The sequence below is a fragment of the Streptomyces sp. NPDC040610 genome (genome assembly GCF_055594065.1).
Window position 1 is genome coordinate 58,994 of record NZ_JBVIXA010000006.1, and the last position, 18,817, is coordinate 77,810.

An 18,817-nucleotide genomic window follows, 5' to 3' on the forward strand; every position below is an offset into this window, starting at 1 on the left:
CTGACGTACCAGCTCACAGGGGCGTACCGGGGCACGATCCCGCCGCTCACAGTCCCTTTCGCGCTCGGCCGCGGGCCGCTCGCGCGGGTTCCGGTACGGCGCACGGCGCGCGACGCGGGCCGTTTCGGACCCGGCCGGATTTAGCACCGAGCGGCGAAGGCCGGTAGTGTACGCGTTTGGCCTGCCAGGCGGACCGTTACTGCGCGCTGAGGATTCAGAAACGCTGGGTGACATCTGCTGCCAGATGTGACAAACCGGGCGCTGGTGGGTACAACAAGGGGCGGCATACGACGGCGACGCATGACCCTGAACGGGAATCTTTACCGCCGACCGGACGTTGACCGGATGACGACGACAGCGACACCTGTCCTGTGGGCGACAAGCCCGGGAGGCACGATTCATGAGTGAGCGAGCTCTTCGCGGCACGCGCCTCGTGGTGACCAGCTACGAGACCGACCGCGGCATCGACCTGGCCCCGCGCCAGGCCGTGGAGTACGCATGCCAGAACGGACATCGATTCGAGATGCCGTTCTCGGTGGAGGCGGAGATCCCGCCCGAGTGGGAGTGCAAGGTCTGCGGGGCCCAGGCACTTCTCGTGGACGGCGACGGACCTGAGGAGAAGAAGGGCAAGCCCGCGCGTACGCACTGGGACATGCTCATGGAGCGCCGTACTCGAGAAGAGCTCGAGGAGGTCCTTGAGGAGCGCCTGGCGGTTCTCAGGTCCGGTGCGATGAATATTGCGGTGCATCCGCGTGACAGCCGCAAGTCCGCGTAAGCGCGCGGACCGCGGAGCGGAGTAACGACGAGGGCGGGCCCGCTGCTTCGGCAGCGGGCCCGCCCTCGTTTGTGCGGGTGGGTGGTGCCCTCGCGGGGGCGCCCCAGGCCCGCCCCTTTCCCGAAACTGGGGGCTCCGCCCCCAGACCCCCGCTCCTCAAACGCCGGAGGGGCTGGATCTTGCGGCACATATCCAGCCCGTCCGGCGTTTGAGGACGAGGCGCGAAGCGCCGATCAGCGGGGTCCAGGGGGCGCAGCCCCCGGTTTCGGAGAAGGGGCGGGACCGGGGCGCCCCGCGAGGGCCAAGCCTCAGCGCGGCAGCTGCGGATCCTCCGGCCCCCGCGACGGCCCGGGCGACGCCGAGGGACCGTCCTCGCGGATCACCTCACCCTGGACCACCTTCCCGTCAGGGTGCTGCATCCGAGCCTGCTGGAAGGCGTCCCCCAACCCCCCGGGCGCCGCGGCCGCAGCCGCCCGCACCTTGCGCTCGAAGGCCCGCTCGGCACTCCGGCTGAGAACCTTCTGCAACGGCGGCACGAGCAGCAGCAGCCCGACGGCGTCGGAGATCAGACCGGGCAGGATCAGGAAGAGACCGCCGAGCATCGTGAGGGCACTGCCGCCCCCGGAGTCGGGCGCGGCCGCAACCCCCCGCTGCTGCTGTTGCACCGCCTCGCTGAGGTTCTTGAAGGCGCGCCGCCCGGCCCGCTTGATGACGAAGGAGCCGAGCACCAGGCCGCCCACGAGGAGCAGGAAGACAGTGAGCCCGCTGGTGGCTCCGGCGACGACGGTCAGCAGCCAGATCTCCAGGACCAGCCAGGCGGCGAGTCCGAGCGGCAGGAACCTGAGGACGCGCGAGCGCCGGGGCCGGGCGGGCTGGGTGGGAGGCGGTGCGCCAGTCGTCATGCTCCCAGTGTGCCTGGGCGCGGCTCAGACCGGCATAAGGGGGTGATCAACGACGTACGGGATCAGGGAGAGGACTTGCGGCCCAGGACCTTGCCGACCCGCTCCCCCACGCCCCACGCCGTGACCCGCCACAGCGCCTCGGCGACGATGTCGCGGCTCATCTTGCTGTCGCCGAGCTCCCGCTCGACGAAGGTGATGGGCACCTCCACGACGTGGTAGCCGGCCTTGATGGCGCGGCGGGCCAGGTCGACCTGGAAGCAGTAGCCCTGGGAGGCCACGTCGCCGAGGCCGAGGCCCTGGAGGGTCTCGCCGCGGAAGGCGCGGAAGCCGCCGGTGACGTCGCGGATCGGCACGTCGAGGAGCAGCCGCGAGTAGGTGCTGCCGCCGCGGGAGAGGAACTCACGGGACCGGGGCCAGTTGACGACCCGCCCGCCGGGCACCCAGCGCGAGCCGAGCACGAGGTCGGCGCCCTTGAGGGCGGTGAGCAGCCGCGGCAGTTCCTCGGGCTGGTGGGAGCCGTCGGCGTCCATCTCGACGAGGACTCCGTAGCCGTGCTCCAGGCCCCAGGAGAAGCCCGCGAGGTAGGCGGCGCCGAGGCCTTCCTTGCCCTTGCGGTGCAGGACGTGGACCTGGTCGTCGTCGGCCGCGAGTTCGTCGGCGATCTTCCCGGTGCCGTCGGGGCTGTTGTCGTCGGCGACGAGGACGTGCGCCTGCGGCACGGCGGTGCGCACCCGGCCGACGATCGCCTGGATGTTCTCCGCCTCGTTGTAGGTCGGGATGATCACCAAGGCCTCGCCGAGCGGGCCGAACTGCCGCTCCGCGTCCGCTGCTTCGCTGATCCCGCCGCCGTTGCTCACTACTGCCCCTTCGTTCGTACGCAGGGAACCACCATAGTGGCCCGGGCCTGGGGTGTTGCGACGCCACGGACCCTCGGCCCGGCAGGGACGCGGCGGGGAGGGCGGCAGTGTCCGGAGCGCGACTTTCGTCCCCCTGGGGATCACGCAGGAGCGATCCTGCGGATCGGGCCCGGCGCCCTTCGGGCCGGCCTGGGACCCGCTGGCTGCGGATCGACCGAGAGCCGTTGTCTACTGAGCGGCCGGGCCCTACCCGGGTCGCACCTCCCCCGAGCTCCTGGGAGCAGGAGGGACGACCCCCTTCCGGCGGATGCGTTCCCGCGCCTGAGCGTCGTGGGCGCTGGACCTGGCTCCCGGTGGCGGTGCGCCGGGGTGGCGCACCGACCATGATCCAGCGGCGGTCGACGGTTGTGCGCGGGTTCGCCGGTCGGACGTCCTGTGGTGGACGCGGCCGAAACTACCCGCCGACGGCCGCCGTCTGTCAATAGCCCTCTGACCTGCGTTTTTCGCGCAGATCAGCAGGTCAGTGGCGAGGCGCCGCAGGTCGCGCGACGCGCCGTGTGGCCCCGTTCGGAGCCGCGCCGCACCGGTGACGTCACTCGTTGGGCCGTACGAATACCGACTGTCCGCCCACCACGGTCCGCAGACAGCGGGGCAGTTCGGCGCCGGGGCCGAGGTCGGGAAGGCCGGGGGTGCCGGAGCGCGGGTCGGTGGACCAGCGGGCCACCCGGTCGTCGGGGGCCTGGACGACGAGTTCGCCGGTCCGCCACACGGCGTAGTCGGCGGGGGCGCCGGGCACCAGGACGCCCGCGTCGTCGCGGCCGATGGCCCGCCAGCCGCCGCGCGTGTGGGCGGTGAAGGCGGCGCGCACGGACACCCGGTGCTCGGGCGTGCGGTGGAAGGCGGCGGCCCGGACGGTGCCCCAGGGGTCGAGGGGGGTCACGGGGCTGTCGGAGCCGAAGGCCAGCGGGACGCCGGCGCGCAGGAGGGCCGCGTACGGGTTGAGGGTACGGGCCCGTTCGGCGCCCAGGCGCTGGACGTACATGCCGTCCTCGCCGCCCCACAGCGCGTCGAAGGCGGGCTGCACGGACGCGGTGAGGCCGAACTCGGCGAACGCGGCGACCGTCTCGGGGGTGAGCATCTCGACGTGCTCGACGCGGTGCCGCGCGGCCCGCACCCGGGCCAGGCCGACCTTCTCCGCGGCGGCGCGCATCCCGTCCACGACGGCCCCGACGGCGGCGTCCCCGATGGCGTGGAACCCGGCCTGGACGCCCGCCTCCGCGCAGGCCACCACGTGCACGGCGACGTCGGCGGCGGTCAGGTAGGCGTTGCCGGTGCCGGGGGCCTCGTCGGCATAGGGCTCGCACAGCCACGCCGTGTGCGAGCCGAGCGCGCCGTCCACGAAGTGGTCACCGGCGGCGCCGACCGCGCCCAGCTCGCGCGCGCGGGCGACGCCTTCGGCACCCTGCTCGGCCCAGTACCCGACGACGCGGGGCCCGGCCTCCTCGTCGGCCAGGCGCAGCAGCGAGGTGAAGTCGTCCTCGCCGGAGATCACGGGGCCCGCGCACTCGTGCACCGAGCCGATGCCGAGCGAGGCGGCATGCCGGAGCGCGGCGCGCTGGGCGGCGGCCCGCTGCCGGGGTGTCACGGCGGCGTGGGCGGCGGTGCGCACGGCGTGGTGGGCGTCGGCGGTCAGCGGCGCGTCGGCGTGGAAACCGGCGGCGTCGGCGACCCCGGGGACGAGGTCGAGGAGCGCGGTGCTCGCGACGGCGGAGTGCACGTCGATGCGCGACAGATAGAGCGGGCGGCCCCCGGTGGCCTCGTCGAGTTCCGTACGGGTGGGCGGACGGCCGCCGGGCCACCGGGCGGCGTCCCAGCCGTGGCCGAGCAGCACGCGGTCGTGCGGGTGCGCGGCGGCGTGTTCGCGTACGAGAACGAGCGCGTCGTCGAGGCTCCGGGCGTCGGACAGATCGAGTCCGGTGAGCGTGAGCCCGGTGGACGTCGTGTGCACATGGGCGTCCGTGAACGCCGGGGTGACCAGGTTCCCTTCGAGGTCGACGATCTCGTCGACACCGTCGGCGAAGCCGTCGGCGGCGCCCTCGGAGCCGACCCAGGCGATATGCCCGCGCTCGACGACCATCGCGGTCGCGAAGGGGTCGGCGGGGCTGTGGACTTCGCCGCCGCGCAGCAGGACGGTGCGATGCCCGGTTTCGGGGGTGATGCGCTCACTCATGGGGAACAGTCTCGCGCCTGCGCGCGAGGCTCCGGTTCGCGGGGCCCCCGCCGGGTCAGATCCGGGGCGGCCGCGACTCGTACGGCGTCGAGAGGACCACCGTCGTATGCGTGGAGACCCCGGCGAGGGTGCGCAGCCGGGCCAGCAGGTTCTCCAGCTCGTGCGGGGTCGCCACGCGCACCTTGAGCAGGTAGTTCTCGGCGCCCGCGACGCTGTGGCAGGCCTCGATCTCGGGCACTCCGGCGAGCCGCTCGGCGATGTCGTCGGGGGCGCTGGGGTCGAACGGCTTCACCGCGATGAAGGCCGTGAGCGGCAGGCCGACCGCTTCGGGGTCCACGACGGCGGCGTACCCGCGGATCACTCCTCGCTGCTCCAGCCTGCGCACCCGCTGGTGCACCGCTGACGTGGACAGGCCCGTGGCCTTGCCCAGGTCGGTGTAGCTCATCCGCCCGTCCTTGACGAGCAGCTGCACGATTTGTCGGTCCAGCTCCTCCATGCGCCGAACCTACAGGCCTCTTGATCCTCACCGATACCTGAGGGACGCAAGGGATGAGGCAAAACGCGCGCCCCGGCCCCCGGAGGGCCCACTCACCGGCTCCAGGGCGCCCACCCCGGCCCCTGGAAGGCGCGCACCCCGCCCCGGCGCCCCGGCGGCCACCCCGCGCGAAGCGGCATCTCCATCTGGCATGTGACGAACACCACAGACATATGGCCGTGTCCGTCGGGCAGGAGCGATTACCCCCCGGACCGGACGGGAAGTGCTTGCTGTGGTCGAGGCCGCAGCGCCTTGTCGGCCCACCCGAGGGGGAGATTCCCATGCAGAACCTGAAGCGCCCCGGTCGTTCCACGCGCCGCAAGCAGCAGCCCGTCGAGCTCGAGCCCGCCCCGGAGGGCGTCGAACAGACCGTCACCGACGACGGCACGGCGGACGAGCCGGACGCGTACGACACCTTCGAGATGTACCGGGTGATCTGCCCGGACTGCCGGCAGCCCATCGCGCTCCTCGCGGACGAGGACGCTCTGCCCGAGCACGCGCTGTGCCCCACTCCGTGGAACCCGTTCGGGCTCACCGTCTGTGCGGGCACGGGCCGCGCCGCGTCCGAGGCCAGTGCCGCCGACGAGTCCCTGGAGGCCCAGGAGCAGGACACCGCCCTGCTCCTGACGCTGCCTCAGGGCCTGGACTGGCGCACCCAGCCGTTCTCGCACGTGGGCGGGCCCGGCTCGCGCCCGATGCGGGTGCCCCGCCAGGCCACCCGCCGCGCGGCCGCCTGAGACGCCTCGGCCCCCGGCCCGCGGTACCACCGGGCCGAGCCCGGCACACCGTCACTCATAGCTGCCCTGCACCATCGCCGCGAGGCTGGCGTGGTGCAGGATCAGCGTGTCCGGGTCCGCCGGCACCGTCGCCTCCCCGAAGTGCACCTGCCGGTAGGCGACGCGCAGCATGACGATGGCGTGCCGCAGCGCCGCGTACAGCGTGTAGAAGTCCATGTCGCGGGGCCGGTGCCCGGTGAGTTCGGCGTACCGCTCCTCGATCCGCTCGCGGCGCAGGAAGTCGGGCAGCCCGCTCTGCCCGAAGCTCACCGTGAGGTCCTGGAAGAACCGGTGCAGATAGACGGTCCAGCCGAGGTCGACCTCGCGGGGCGCCAGGCACGCCATCTCCCAGTCGAGCACGGCGGCGGGCTCGAAGCCGTCGTAGATGATGTTGCCGATGCGCGCGTCGCCCCAGTTGAGCACCGGCGTGCCCTCCTCGTGCGGCCACAGGTCCACCAGTTTCGCGAAAGCGCTTTCGATGAGCGGGGAGCGCGGGAGGCCGGTCACCACCCAGTCGTAGTAGGCGCGTTGTGAGGCGACATGGCGGCGCAGCGCGCCGCCCTCGCCCGGCAGCGCGAGGAACGCCGCGTCGGCGGCCGGGACTTGGTCGTGCAGCCGCGCGAGGACGGAGACGGTGGCGTCCTCCAGGTGTGCGCGCTGCGCGTCGCTCGCCTCGTACAGCCAGTTCCCCTCGTACGTATAGGGCATCACGTCGGGCGGCACCCGCCCCTCGACCCGCTCCATGACGAAGAAGGGCGCGCCGAGCGGCTCCGGGTCCCGTTCGAGCCACAGCACGCGCGGCACGGGCACGTCGGTGCGGTCGGCTACCAGGCGCATGGTGCGGTGCTGGCGCTCCATGTCGTACACGGGGAAGATCGTGTACGCGGCCGGGTCCGCCGCGAGGCGCAACGCGCACCGGGCGAGCGGCGGTTCGGGGTGCTCGATGTCGAAGAGGAGCGTCTCGCTGGACATGCCGTTCGACTCGGGCACGGACACATGGACGGCTTCGGCGCCCGGCAGCTGGCCGCCGAGCCAGGTCGTGAGGCGCCGGGCGAGTTCGTCCGGTTCACGGGTCGTGGTGCGAAGTCGGGGCCGGTCGGATTCCGTTGCCATGTCCGTACTCCTCCCTCGGGGCGCCCGGACGCTCAGGGCGCCATGGAGCCGAAGTCCGCGAAGCCGCTCGGGTCGTGGCGGCCGAACGTGCCGTGCTCGAAGATGCCGTGGCCGACGCGGCCGTCCAGGGTGAAGCGGGCCGCGTGGTCGATGACGCCGTACGCGGCCAGCGGGTGCGCGGCCGGGTCGGAGAGGTCGTAGGTGCGCCGGTCGACCCAGTCGCGGCCGCGCCAGGTGCCGTGCTGCCAGTCGTCGGCGGGCGGGTACCCGGCGCCGACGGCGAGCGGCAGGGACGTCAGCGTCTCGACGCCCAGCTCCAGGGGCTTGCGGGTCTCGGGGTCCATGAGGTGGACGACGGCGCGTTCGGGGTGGCGGGTGCCGGAGCGGTAGCCGATGTCGGCCTGGGGCCAGCCGAGTTGGCGGTCGGGGTGGCCCGGGCGGACGAGCGTGGCGTCGTTGAGGGTGCGGTAGCCGTCCGCGTCCTCCTGGGTGATGACCATCAGGAAGCGGTCGTCGAAGCGCACCGGGCACCAGATCCAGTGGAAGCCCTCGGTCGGGAAGTCCTCCCCGATACGGCCCGCCTCCTCGCCCGGAATGGGCCGCACCCCCCAGCTCCGGTCCCGGGTCGCCGTCCACTCCCCCGCCGTCACCGCGATCTCCGCCCCGCCCGCGCGGATCACCCCGGCGCAGCCGCCCGCCTGCACGAACCGGCGTCCTTCGAGGGTGAGCCTGCCGCCGCGGCGCTGGATGTGGTGCGGCTCCCACAGCGCCGGGAAGTCGGCGCTCCACTCGATGTCGTACGCGAGCGAGTCCGCGTCGTCCGGGTCCGCCGCGCAGGTCAGGCGCAGTCTGCGCAGGGGCTCCTCGACGGTGATGCGCAGCGGTCCGACGGACAGGTTCGACCGGTCGTCGCCGAGTGCGTCGGAGGCGCGGACGGCGTGCAGGGTGTCGCCGGTGCGCAGGGTCGCGTAGGCGTCGATGACGCCGGTGTTCGGGTAGACGCCGAGGCCGAGGATGAGCAGGGCGCGGCCCCGGTGGTCGAAGAGGTGGAAGATGCAGCGGTCGTAGGCGTTCCGGTCGCCGGTCGCCACGTGTTTCATCGACAGCGGCACCTGGTGGACGGGGTACTCGTCGAGCGGTACGGGGCGGTCGTCCGGCACGGCACATCTCCCTGGACGCCGGGGAGTTGGCGTCGCCCGGTGTGCGGCGGACCCCGGCGTGGAGGTGACGGTACGTCAGTTGCCGTGCCGGGGCCAGACACGCGTCAGGCCGCGTTCACCCGGTGGCGCGGGCGCCGAGCGCCGTGCGCGCCGCGGCCGGACGGGGCATGAACGCACGCACGATTCGACCCGACGGTGACCTGGCCTCCGCGCCGACCGTTGGCCCGGCATGACCACCCCCACCCATGCTCCGGCCGGCCACCGCAGGCGCCCGCTCGCGACCGCGCCCGCCGCCCCCGCAGAATCGGTTCCTCACAGGCCCCAGTACACCCACTACCCCCAGCCGAATCCCTACGCACAGCCGTCGCCGTACTCACAGCAGCAGCCGTATTCACAGCAGCCCCAGTACCCGCAGCAGACCCCGACGGTCCCGCCCCCGCCACAGCCCGTCCCGGTGCAGGACCCGCCGATCTACCGCGCCCTGCTGCGCCTGTGGGCCGAGCGCGGCCGGACGCTGCCGGGCCGCCACGACCCGGAGTGGGTGCGGCTCGCGGCGCCGACCGTGCGCAGCGGGCAGTTCGGCGGGCAGTACGGGTCGGAGGGGCCGTTCGGGGCGGACGGGGGGTTCGGCTCGGAGGGGGCGTTCGGTTCGGGCAGGGACACGCGGTACGGCATGGACCGGGAGGGGCGTTTCGGCACGGACCGGGACACGTCCTTCGGCGTGAACCGGGACACTCGGTTCGGCACCGACCGGGATGCCCGCTTCGGCACCGCCCGGGACGCGCGGTTCGGTACGGACCGCGACAACCAGTTCGGCCCCGTCCCCGGCGCTCCCCCCGACCCGCGGCTCAGCGCGAGTCGGGACCCGCGAGATGGCGGGCGATGACCATGCGCTGGATCTGATTGGTGCCCTCGACGATCTGCAGCACCTTGGCCTCGCGCATGAAGCGCTCGACCGGGAAGTCGAGGGTGTAGCCGTAGCCGCCGAGCACCTGCACGGCGTCCGTCGTGACCTTCATCGCGGTGTCCGTGCACAGCAGCTTGGCCATCGCCGCCTGCTTGGAGAACGGGCGGCCCGCGTCCCGCAGCCGGGCCGCCGCCAGGTACAGCGCCCGGCCCGCCTCGATCTGCGTCGCCATGTCCGCGAGCATGAAGCGCAGGCCCTGGAAGTCGGCGATGGGGCGGCCGAACTGTTTGCGCTCGGTCGCGTACGCCACCGCCTCGTCGAGCGCCGCCTGGGCCACGCCGATCGCACACGCCGCGATGCCGAGCCGCCCCGAGTCGAGCGCCGAGAGCGCGATCGCGAAGCCCTGCCCCACGTCCCCGATGCGCCGGGCGTCGGACACCCGGACGCCGTCGAAGTGGAGCTGCGCCGTCGGCGAGCCCTTCATGCCCATCTTCTTCTCCGGCACCGCGGCCGTGAGCCCCTCGGCGTCGCCCGGCACCAGGAAGGCGGTCACGCCGTGGGCGCCCTCGCCGCCGGTGCGGGCCAGGACGGTGTAGAAGTCGGCGATGCCGCCGTGGGTGATCCAGGCCTTCGTACCCGTGATCACCCAGTCGTCGCCCTCGCGCACGGCTTTGGTGCGCAGGGACGCGGCGTCGGAGCCCGAGGACGGCTCGGAGAGGCAGTAGGCGCCGAGCAGCCCGCCGCCGAGCATGTCGGGCAGGTGCTCGGCCTGCTGCTCCTTGGTGCCGTACCCGGCGAGCCCGTGGCAGGCGAGGGAGTGGACGCTGACGCCCAGGCCGACGGTCAGGCGCGCGGCGGCGAGCTCTTCGAGGACCTGGAGGTAGACCTCGTACGGCTGGTCGCCGCCGCCGAACTCGGAGTCGTAGGCGAGACCGAGCAGCCCCGATTCGGAGAGCAGGGTGAAGAGTTCGCGCGGGAAGCGTCCGGCCTCCTCCTCGGCGGCCGCGTGCGGCGCGATCTCGCGCTGGACCAGTTCACGCACGAGCGCGAACAGATCACGGGCCTCTTCGGTGGGCAGCTGACGCTCGACCGACTGTGCGGCTCCCTCGGGCATGGCGCTCTCCTCTCCCTGTCGGGCGCTGCGACGGGCTCGCGCACGGGGTGTGGCGCCGCCGTCGGGGACACTGCCAAGCCGATGCTGCCCTTCCGGGTCTCGGAAGCGGCTGACCAGCGACTGTGGCGGGTTGAGTATGCCCGATCGGCGGCATGGCGTCACGGGTTCACGGGCCGTGCGACTGATCTTCATCGGCCTGTGTCCGACACGGCCGTGTCGGGCGGCCCGGAGCGGGAATTGGTCCGAACCATTGACGCAATGGTCTAGTCCTCCTAGAGTCCAGCGGCACAAGACGTCTTCGCGTTCATGCCAATTCAACACGCGACTACGTAGGGGTCGTTGGCGCGTCCCCTGCCCGGTCGCCCGGTCCTGCCTGCAGGGGCGCGAAGTGTCCGCAGGTCAGTAGGTCAGCACCACCCCCACATGCTCCCCTCTCCCCCCACGAGGAGACAGCGATGCCACGACCGAACCGTCCCCGCGCCCGCTTCAGGGCGCTCCTGGCCACCGCTTGTTGCGCCGTGCTCGGCGCGGGTCTGCTCGCCGGCGCGGGCACCGCGGCCGCCGACCAGAACACCGGCGCCCCCGCCGAGGCCGACGCCAAGGCGGGCTCCCGCGTGGTCGGCTACTTCACCGAATGGGGCGTCTACGACCGGAACTACCACGTCAAGAACATCGAGACGTCCGGGTCCGCCAACAAGCTCACGCACATCAACTACGCCTTCGGCAACGTCCAGGGCGGCAAGTGCACGATGGGCGACGCCTACGCCGCGACCGACAAGGCGTACACCGCCGACCAGAGCGTCGACGGCGTCGCCGACACCTGGGACCAGCCCCTGCGCGGCAACTTCAACCAGCTGCGCAAGCTGAAGAAGAAGCACCCGAACCTGAAGGTCCTGTGGTCCTTCGGCGGCTGGACCTGGTCGGGCGGCTTCACGCAGGCCGCGCAGAACCCGGCGGCGTTCGCCCAGTCCTGCTACGACCTGGTCGAGAACTCCAAGTGGGCGGATGTCTTCGACGGCATCGACATCGACTGGGAGTACCCGGGCGCCTGCGGTCTGACCTGCGACACCAGCGGCCGCGCCGCCTACAAGAACCTGATGTCCGCGGTGCGCGCCAAGTTCGGCTCCAAGAACCTGGTGACCGCCGCCATCCCGGCCGACGCCTCCTCCGGCGGCAAGATCGACGCCGCCGACTACGCGGGCGCCGCCCAGTCCGTCGACTGGTACAACCCGATGACGTACGACTTCTTCGGCGCCTGGGACGCCAAGGGACCGACGGCGCCCCACTCGCCGCTCAGCTCCTACTCCGGCATCCCGAAGGCCGAGTACCACTCGCAGGCGACGATCGCCAAGCTCAAGGGCCTCGGCATCCCCTCGGACAAGCTGCTCCTCGGCATCGGCTTCTACGGCCGCGGCTGGACGGGCGTCACCCAGAAGGCGCCGGGCGGCACCGCGACCGGCCCCGCCCCGGGCAAGTACGAGCAGGGCATCGACGACTACAAGGAACTGAAGACCAAGTGCCCGGCCAACGGCACGGTCGGCGGGACCGCGTACGCGCACTGCGGCAACAACTGGTGGAGCTACGACACCCCGGCCACCATCGCCGGGAAGATGAACTACAAGAACCAGCAGGGCCTGGGAGGCACGTTCTTCTGGGAGCTGAGCGGTGACACCGGCAACGGTGAGCTGATCAAGGCCATCAACTAGCGGTCACCGTACGACAGTTGCGGGGTGGGGCGGGAGCCGGCGGGCTCCCGCCCCCTTCGTCATACGGCCGGCGGGGCGGGGAAGGCGGGCTCGAACTCCTCGATGACGCTCAGCGTCTCGCGCAGCATGCGCACCAGGTAGTCGCGCACGGTGTCGCGCTCCAGCTCCCGTGCCGCCCCGATCCAGTCGAGCGTGACGCCCTCCACGCTGCACAGCCAGCCGAGCAGCGCCGTGCGCACCAGGGCCGGGATGTCACGCCGTCCGTACGCCCCGTCGGCGATGGTGCCGATCATCGCCTCGCGCACGCCGTCGCGTATGGCGTGCACCTCGGTGTCGAAGCCGACGCCGCCGCTGACGATGGTGCGGTAGGCCTCCTGGTGGTGCTCGGCGTAGCGCAGATAGCCGTCGATCGTGCGGTGCACCCGCTCCGTGGGCGGCAGTTCGGTGCCGCTGGCCGCGCGTTCGACCAGGTCGGCGACCGAGTCCTCGATGATCGCGAGATAGTAGCCGCGCTTGGACTTGAAGTAGTAGTAGATCAGCCCCTTGGCGACGCACGCCTGTCTCGCGATGTCGTCCATCGACAGCGCGTCGTAGGACGTGTCGGCGAACAACTTCCGGCCGATGACGATGAGTTCGGCACGGCGCGCCACGGATCGGTCGGTGCCGCGCGCCTGCGGGCGGTCGGCTCCTCGGGAACGATCGGTACCGCGCTGTTGACTATTATTCAATTTCGGCCCTAGTCTCCAACTGCCTCGGGATCAGCCGCAGTATGGCAGACCCACGTCGCCTGCCCGGACGGGCGCGACCCGCGACGGCGCTCTGCCACGCACTCCCCTTACGCACCGGACGACGTACGGGAGGAACCAGTGAGCACGGCGAAGAAAGCATTACGCGAGGGCAGAACCAACTGGAAGAAGACGGCCGTTGTCGCGCTGCCCGCGGTCCTCGCGGTCGGCGCGATGGCGTCCGTGATGGCCGAGGGCGCGCTCGCCGCGTCCTTCGCGGTCAGCGGCACCAGCTTCCAGGTCTCCTCGGGCAAGCTGACCAGCCAGGGCCTGTCGAGCTACGTCCAGGTCGACCGGGACGTCGACGGCAAGGGCCACCCGGTGGCGCTGCTCGGCATCGGCGACGCCACGCTGTCCGACATCTGCCAGGCGGCCGAGGTCAAGACGCCCGTCGGCACGGTGGTGTTCAAGCTGACGGCGGGCGGCGACGCGGGCAACGTCACCGCGAGCAACCTGATCATCGACGGCGAGGACCTGGTGGGCGACGCCCGCTTCGGCACCGCGCAGATCGGCCGGGACGCCTCGACGCTCGACGAAGTCCCGGGCGTCAAGGGCGAGAAGGGCAAGTTCGGCCTCCAGGCCGGCGACATCGAGGTGGCCAAGGTGCGCTCCCACGCCTGGTCGGCCACCGGCGGGAACTTCCGTCTCAAAGGCATGCGGGTCGACGTCAGCCTCGGCGGCAAGAAGTGCTTCTGAGCGGGCCGGGAGCCCCGCGCGCCGGGGGCTGGCTCGATGACCGGCTGCCGCTGCGGGACCTGCGGCGCGGCCTGCGCAAATGGCGGCGCACGCGGCCGTTCTGGGGCGGGCTGCTGCTGATCCTGGGCGGGGCGGAGCTCCTTGTCGTACCGCTGTCGCCGCTGACGGTCCTGGTGAGCCTCGGGCTCGGCGGGATCGCCGCGATCGGCATCGGGATCGCACTGATGGCCGCCGGGTTGTTCCTGTGGCTCCTGCCGCACGCCCATCACTACGTGTCCGTCAACGCCCTGATCCTGTCGGTGCTCTCGTTCGCGGCGACGAACCTCGGCGGGTTCCTGATCGGCATGCTGCTCGGCATCGTCGGCAGCGCGATGGGCTTCGGCTGGACGCCGGTACCGGACGACGACCAGGAGCGGGCGGGGCGGCCGAAGGTGCGCGACGGGCAGGGCACGCGGACGCTGGCCGTGCTCCTTCCGGTGGTGCTCGCCGGGACGGTGCTGTGGGGCGCCGTCCCGGCGAGGGCGGCGCCCGGGGACGGCTCGATCGTGGCGGCGCGGACGCCGCCGACGATCACGACGACGCTGTTCGCCCCGCAGGGCTTCATCGTCGCGGGCGTCACCGACATCCCCACCGCCGACGGCCCGCTGAAGGTGATGGTGCTGCGCATGAAGGCGGCCTCGCTCACCGACTACCGCCTGACGACCCGCGACGGCAGCCGTGAACTCTCCCTCGGCGCCGACACCTTGGACCTCAGCGGGGCGGTCACGCTCTATCTGACCAAGTTCAGGGGCTGTATCGAGGGCATCCTCTGTCTGACCTTCACACCCGACAAGCTGCCGGTGCCGCCCCTCGTCCCGCCGTTCGTCTTCATGACGCAGGTCAGCGCCGAGCAGGCCCTCGTCACCTCCGACTCGATCGTCGCGGGCGGGCTGAAGCTGGGGGCACGGGCGTGATCCGGGCAGCCCGGGTCCCGTGATCCGGAAGGGAGCGCCGCCATGATCCAGATCCAGGCCGCGCTGTTCTGGGCGTACGCGGTGGGCGCGACCTTCGCGCTCGCCGCGGGCCGCCAGCTCCAGGTGTGGGAGCGGATCAACGCGGGCGAGGGCCCGCGCACCCGCAGCCGCGCCGCCAACCCCTATCTGGCCCTCACCGTCCTCTTCGCGGCCGTCCTGATGGTGCCGACCGGTCTGTTCCTGCTCTGGCAGAACCCGTCCTGGGCGACCATGCACGTCGCCGACAGCCACGAGGGCGTGTGGGCGGGCTTCGTCCTCTTCTACGCGGGCGGGATCCCCGTCGCCGCCGTCCTCGGGTTCCTCGCCGCCCAGGTGCTGGTCCTCGTGGGCGCGGGCTACTGGGCGTACCTGAATTGTGTGGGCGGCTACTTCCTGCTCTTCGGCACGCTCGTGCACGGCTGGGACGGCAGCGGCTACGAACGCTTCCTGTCCCCCGGGGCGCGCGACTGGGCGGACTGGCCGCGCGACAGCGTCGTCAACAACGCCCTGGACTTCCTCACGTCCGGCACCTTCCTCGCGCTGCTGGTGTTCGGCGCGGCCGTCATCGGCACGATGCTGATGACGGAGATCGGCTGGCTCCTGGAGGGCTGGTCGCTGCCCGGCGCCGACGAGGACCGCAAGGTGCACCCCGTGCTCGCCGTCGCCATCGCGGGCGCCGGGGTCTACGGCCTGCCGTTCCTCGGCGCGGTGACCGCGAGCGTGCTGGTGCGGCTGCTCGGCGGCTGGCTGGGGCTGCCGCTGTTCGCGGTGCTCGCGGGGGTGGCGCTGCTGCCGGGGCGGTCGCCGGTGCGGCGGCTGTACGACCTGGTGGGGGTGCCGCATCGGCACTGGCGGGCGGACCTGGATCTGGCCGCCGGGTCCGGTGCGGGCGGCTCGGCCGATGCCGGCGGCGGGCCCGGCCCGGGCGCTACGCCTCCCGGCGCCGGTGGCCCGTCCGGCCCCGGCGGTGAGACTCAGCTCACAGAAGGCCGACCTGGCTGACGAGCATCGCGAGCACGACGACGAGGGTCCAGCCCGCGAGGTGCTCCAGGACGTTCGGGCCGTCCTTGGGGCCGCCCGTGCGGGTCTGGGAGCGGACTGCGGTGGCAGAGGTCGCGGTCATATGGCTTCTCGCTGACGTTTTCCGGCCGACGGCGGCCTCCCCCGGCCGCACTGGCAGTGGACATTCCCCCCACTGGCGTCTTCCACCATGCCAGCCGTGCCCGGAAATGTGGGAGAGACGTTGGTCACCCGTCACCACAACTGCCGCGGATCGCCGTGCGTCTAAGACGGCGTACGTCCGCGCAGCATCCGACCGAAAGGTTTCCGATGAGCACGATCAGGACGCCCCGCCGCAGAAACACCGGAGCGCGACTCGCCCTCGCGGCAGCCGTGACGGCGGCGGCCGCCCTCACCGGACCGGTCTCGTACGCGACTCCCGCGGCGGCGGAGAAGCCCTCCCCCGGAGCCCCGGGGCTCGGCGACCCGATGTTCCCCCTCGACGGCAACGGCGGATACACCGTCGACCGCTACCTCCTGGACTTCGACTGGCAGGCCCCCAAGACCCCGTTCGCGGCGTCGGCCACCATCAAGGCCACCGCCACCCAGTCCCTGTCCCGCTTCAACCTCGACTTCGGCGGCAACACGCTGCACTCGGTCACCGTCGACGACAAGGCGGCCGCCACCTCGCGCGACGGCGACGAGCTGACCGTCACGCCGAAGTCACCGATCGCCGAGGGCCGCGCCTTCACGGTCAAGGTCACCTACACCGCCGACCCCACCCAGACCCGGCACCGCGACGACGCCATCGAGGACTACGGCTGGATCCCCACGCCCGACGGCACGGTGGTCTACCCCCAGCCCAACGGCGCCCGGCTGATCTTCCCGGCCAACGACCACCCGAGCCAGCGCGCGCCCATCACCTTCCGGATCACCACGCCGAAGGACCGCACGGCCGTCGCCAACGGCAAGCTGACCAGCAAGAAGAAGGTGTCCGGCGACCGGGTGCGGTGGACCTACGACTCCGAGCAGCCGCTGTCCACGCAGCTCGTGCAGCTCGCCGTCGGCAAGTTCACGATGGTCGACAGCACCGGACCCGGCGGCCTGCCCCTGCGCGACATCGTCCCGGACGCGCTGGTCGAGCCGACGGCGAAATACCGCAAGCTCACCCCGGACCATCTGACGTGGCTGGAGAAGAAGCTCGGCACGTACCCCTTCAACCGGTACGGCATCCTCGTCGGCGACACCGACCTCGCCGTCGCCCTGGAGACCCAGACGCTCTCCCTCGTCCCCAAGGCCGACCTGCTCGGCACGCAGGTCGACGCCGAGCGGAACCTGGTGCACGAGCTGGCCCACCAGTGGTTCGGCGACAGCGTCGCCCTCGCGGGCTGGTCCGACCTGTGGGTCAGCGAGGGCCACGCCCGCTTCTACGAGCGGATGTACTCCGAGGAACACGGCGGCGACAGCTTCGAGGCCGCGATGAAGGCCGCGTACAAGGCGCACGACCAGTGGCGCCGCGACTTCGGCGCGCCCGCGGAGCCCACCGAGCCGAACCTCTTCAAGCGCATGCGCTACGACGGTTCGGCGCTCGTCCTCTACGCGCTGCGCGAGAAGGTCGGGGACGCCACGTTCCAGAAGATCGAGCGCGCCTGGGTCACCGAGTACAAGGGCAGGACGGCGAGCACCCAGGACTACATCGACCTCGCGTCGAAGGTCTCGGGCCAGGACCTTCAGGGCTTCCTGAAGCCGTGGCTGTACGGCGCGAAGACCCCGCCGATGCCGGGCCACCCGGACTGGGTGGTGGACCCGGCGACCTGAGCCGGGGAGCCGTGCGCAGGGCCCCGTCCGCCGGGGCGGGGCCCTGTCCTCAGCGCACGCCGACAGCGGCGAGCGCGCGCGTCTGCTCCTTCGTGGGGCGTACGGGGAAGTACAGATAACAGACCCCGCCGGTCCCGGAGACCACCGTCCCCTGGGCGTTCTTGCGCTGGGTGCGGAGCCAGATGTTCTCCCACTCGCGCCGCTTGTAGACGCGGCGCACCGCCGGGTTGCTCGGCGAGGCCGGGTCGTTGGCGATCACGTCGCCGCTCTTGGTGAAGCCGATGACGGTCATGAGATGTCCCGCGGTGCCGTACCCGGCGCCCGTCAGCTCCTCCTTGAGGAAGGACTGCGAGGTGATGGCCGGGATGCCCGCCCGGATCAGCGTCTCCAGGTCGGTCAGCGAGCCGAGCCGGGTGACGACGCCCTGCATGTCCTGGAACGTCGCCGCGTAGGCCGCGTTGAACGGCCAGTTCCCGCAGCCGCCGTACTGGTAGTCGTAGGTGAACCGGGCCGCGTGGCACACCTGCGGGTCGGCGAAGGCGGGGTCGACCCAGGCCAGGTCGGCCGCCGTCGGCCTGCGCCCCCAGTACTCCAGGATCATCTGCGAGGACGTGGGGCTGCACCAGGCCTCGCCGCCGTTGTCGTACTCCGGGTACTGGCCCTTGTGGATCTCCTGCGAATAGCGCGGCACCTTCAGTTCCTTGGCGAGCCCGGGCACGGACGCGGGCACCGTGAAGCGGTCGGGCACCGCGGAGGCCATCGCGCCGAGCCGCCACACCGTGGGCGTGAGCGCGCTGCCCGGCTTGCGGTAGAGCGTCAGCCGCAGCCGGTACGCGACCACGCGTGGGCCGCTCGTCGTGTCGTCGACGGACAGCGTGTCCGTCCAGACGGTCGTCTTGCCGTCGGACTGGTCGTCCACCGAGGTGCGCCGGATGACGGCGGCCTCGGCGTCCTCCCGGTCGTCGCCCGAGTTCCACCGGCCGAGGACGTACCAGGGGGAGGTGGCGCCGTCCGAGTACGTCGCCTCCAGCTCGACCTGGATCCAGGTGCCGGTGGGGGTGCGGGCGTTCCAGGAGGCGATGGCCTCCGTGGCGGGGGTCGCGGGGCGGTGCGCGGGCCCGGTCCACTGGGCGTACTCCCAGGTGGAGGCCCTGCCGGTGTGCGGGTCTGGGTAGTCGGCCGTCCCCGCGGGCTCGGCGATCTCGACTCCGGCGCGCCCCTTGGCGACGACGCGGGTGCCGTGCGCCGTGCCGGAGCCCCAGTCCTTGCGGGAGACCCAGAAACGGTTCTCCACGAGCCGCTCCGCGCGGGGCGGGCGGCGCCGGGGCGCGGGGGCGGCGCCCGCCGGGGTCACGGTGGCGGGGGGGGGGGGGGGGGGAACCCACCCCCCCCCCCCCCCATCAAAAGTAGGAGGGGCTCTTCTGTGGCAGTCTTTCGCTGTTCTCCTATCCG

General features: G+C 72.2%; 18 protein-coding genes. 8 read left to right on the plus strand and 10 right to left on the minus strand.

The features are described from left to right. Positions 1-400 precede the first annotated feature (400 nt). Positions 401-775 carry an RNA polymerase-binding protein RbpA gene (locus tag ACZ6AA_RS21640; protein ID WP_030360404.1) on the plus strand — a complete coding sequence of 125 codons (375 nt, stop codon included), beginning with the start codon at positions 401-403 and terminating at the stop codon, positions 773-775. Between the two features lie 308 nt (positions 776-1,083). On the opposite strand, the gene fxsA is transcribed toward ACZ6AA_RS21640, so the two are convergent. The 4 genes from fxsA to ACZ6AA_RS21660 all read right to left on the minus strand — a co-directional run bounded on the left by fxsA (position 1,084) and on the right by ACZ6AA_RS21660 (position 5,260). Beyond that, positions 1,084-1,677 (minus strand): FxsA family membrane protein, encoded by a 594-nt coding sequence (fxsA, locus tag ACZ6AA_RS21645; protein WP_468453393.1) that lies wholly within the window; start codon positions 1,675-1,677, stop codon positions 1,084-1,086. A gap of 62 nt (positions 1,678-1,739) precedes the next feature. After that, a complete protein-coding gene (locus tag ACZ6AA_RS21650; protein ID WP_468453392.1) occupies positions 1,740-2,534 on the minus strand; it encodes a polyprenol monophosphomannose synthase in 795 nt (264 codons plus the stop codon). Between the two features lie 592 nt (positions 2,535-3,126). Then, the gene (locus ACZ6AA_RS21655) at positions 3,127-4,764 is read right to left on the minus strand and encodes an amidohydrolase (RefSeq protein ID WP_471459502.1); all 1,638 of its coding nucleotides are present in this window, start codon (positions 4,762-4,764) and stop codon (positions 3,127-3,129) included. Between the two features lie 55 nt (positions 4,765-4,819). Beyond that, positions 4,820-5,260, minus strand: a complete 441-nt coding sequence (locus ACZ6AA_RS21660) for an Lrp/AsnC family transcriptional regulator (protein ID WP_468453388.1) — start codon at positions 5,258-5,260, stop codon at positions 4,820-4,822. A gap of 320 nt (positions 5,261-5,580) precedes the next feature. Between ACZ6AA_RS21660 and ACZ6AA_RS21665 the strand changes: the two genes are divergently transcribed. Continuing rightward, positions 5,581-6,036: a hypothetical protein gene (locus ACZ6AA_RS21665; RefSeq protein ID WP_468453386.1), complete on the plus strand. Its 456-nt coding sequence runs from the start codon at positions 5,581-5,583 to the stop codon at positions 6,034-6,036. Between the two features lie 51 nt (positions 6,037-6,087). On the opposite strand, the gene ACZ6AA_RS21670 is transcribed toward ACZ6AA_RS21665, so the two are convergent. Both ACZ6AA_RS21670 and ACZ6AA_RS21675 read right to left on the minus strand, forming a co-directional pair. Continuing rightward, the gene (locus ACZ6AA_RS21670; protein WP_471459505.1) at positions 6,088-7,188 is read right to left on the minus strand and encodes a phosphotransferase family protein; all 1,101 of its coding nucleotides are present in this window, start codon (positions 7,186-7,188) and stop codon (positions 6,088-6,090) included. A gap of 32 nt (positions 7,189-7,220) precedes the next feature. Beyond that, on the minus strand, positions 7,221-8,348 hold the full coding sequence (locus ACZ6AA_RS21675) for an Rv3169 family protein (RefSeq protein ID WP_468453382.1): 1,128 nt from the start codon (positions 8,346-8,348) through the stop codon (positions 7,221-7,223). A gap of 454 nt (positions 8,349-8,802) precedes the next feature. Here ACZ6AA_RS21675 and ACZ6AA_RS21680 point away from each other — a divergent pair, with 454 nt between their 5' ends. Beyond that, the gene (locus ACZ6AA_RS21680; RefSeq protein ID WP_471459507.1) at positions 8,803-9,234 is read left to right on the plus strand and encodes a hypothetical protein; all 432 of its coding nucleotides are present in this window, start codon (positions 8,803-8,805) and stop codon (positions 9,232-9,234) included. Here the strand turns inward: ACZ6AA_RS21680 and ACZ6AA_RS21685 are convergent. Further along, positions 9,197-10,369 (minus strand): acyl-CoA dehydrogenase family protein, encoded by a 1,173-nt coding sequence (locus ACZ6AA_RS21685; protein WP_469005399.1) that lies wholly within the window; start codon positions 10,367-10,369, stop codon positions 9,197-9,199. The two genes, ACZ6AA_RS21680 and ACZ6AA_RS21685, sit on opposite strands and share 38 nt — an antisense overlap. Before the next feature lie 455 nt (positions 10,370-10,824). On the opposite strand from ACZ6AA_RS21685, the gene ACZ6AA_RS21690 reads away from it, so the two are divergent. Further along, a complete protein-coding gene (locus ACZ6AA_RS21690; RefSeq protein ID WP_468453376.1) occupies positions 10,825-12,075 on the plus strand; it encodes a glycoside hydrolase family 18 protein in 1,251 nt (416 codons plus the stop codon). 59 nt (positions 12,076-12,134) lie between these two features. On the opposite strand, the gene ACZ6AA_RS21695 is transcribed toward ACZ6AA_RS21690, so the two are convergent. Next, a complete protein-coding gene (locus ACZ6AA_RS21695; RefSeq protein ID WP_471459510.1) occupies positions 12,135-12,803 on the minus strand; it encodes a TetR/AcrR family transcriptional regulator in 669 nt (222 codons plus the stop codon). Positions 12,804-12,941: 138 nt separating this feature from the next. Between ACZ6AA_RS21695 and ACZ6AA_RS21700 the strand changes: the two genes are divergently transcribed. From ACZ6AA_RS21700 to ACZ6AA_RS21710, 3 genes are read left to right on the plus strand one after another with little or no spacing between them, the layout of a single operon-like run. Then, positions 12,942-13,556 carry a DUF6230 family protein gene (locus tag ACZ6AA_RS21700; RefSeq protein ID WP_468453372.1) on the plus strand — a complete coding sequence of 205 codons (615 nt, stop codon included), beginning with the start codon at positions 12,942-12,944 and terminating at the stop codon, positions 13,554-13,556. Then, entirely contained in the window at positions 13,547-14,509 is a 963-nt protein-coding gene (locus ACZ6AA_RS21705; protein WP_468453370.1) for a DUF6114 domain-containing protein, read from the plus strand. Before ACZ6AA_RS21700 ends, ACZ6AA_RS21705 begins: the two co-directional genes overlap by 10 nt. Before the next feature lie 42 nt (positions 14,510-14,551). Continuing rightward, entirely contained in the window at positions 14,552-15,550 is a 999-nt protein-coding gene (locus ACZ6AA_RS21710) for a hypothetical protein (RefSeq protein ID WP_468453368.1), read from the plus strand. On the opposite strand, the gene ACZ6AA_RS21715 is transcribed toward ACZ6AA_RS21710, so the two are convergent. Further along, positions 15,528-15,671: an SCO1431 family membrane protein gene (locus ACZ6AA_RS21715; RefSeq protein ID WP_468453366.1), complete on the minus strand. Its 144-nt coding sequence runs from the start codon at positions 15,669-15,671 to the stop codon at positions 15,528-15,530. The two genes, ACZ6AA_RS21710 and ACZ6AA_RS21715, sit on opposite strands and share 23 nt — an antisense overlap. Before the next feature lie 206 nt (positions 15,672-15,877). Between ACZ6AA_RS21715 and ACZ6AA_RS21720 the strand changes: the two genes are divergently transcribed. After that, entirely contained in the window at positions 15,878-17,365 is a 1,488-nt protein-coding gene (locus ACZ6AA_RS21720; protein ID WP_471459513.1) for a M1 family metallopeptidase, read from the plus strand. Positions 17,366-17,414: 49 nt separating this feature from the next. On the opposite strand, the gene ACZ6AA_RS21725 is transcribed toward ACZ6AA_RS21720, so the two are convergent. Further along, positions 17,415-18,817 (minus strand): peptidase C39 family protein (locus tag ACZ6AA_RS21725; protein ID WP_471459515.1); only part of this gene is annotated, 1,403 nt, incomplete at its 5' end.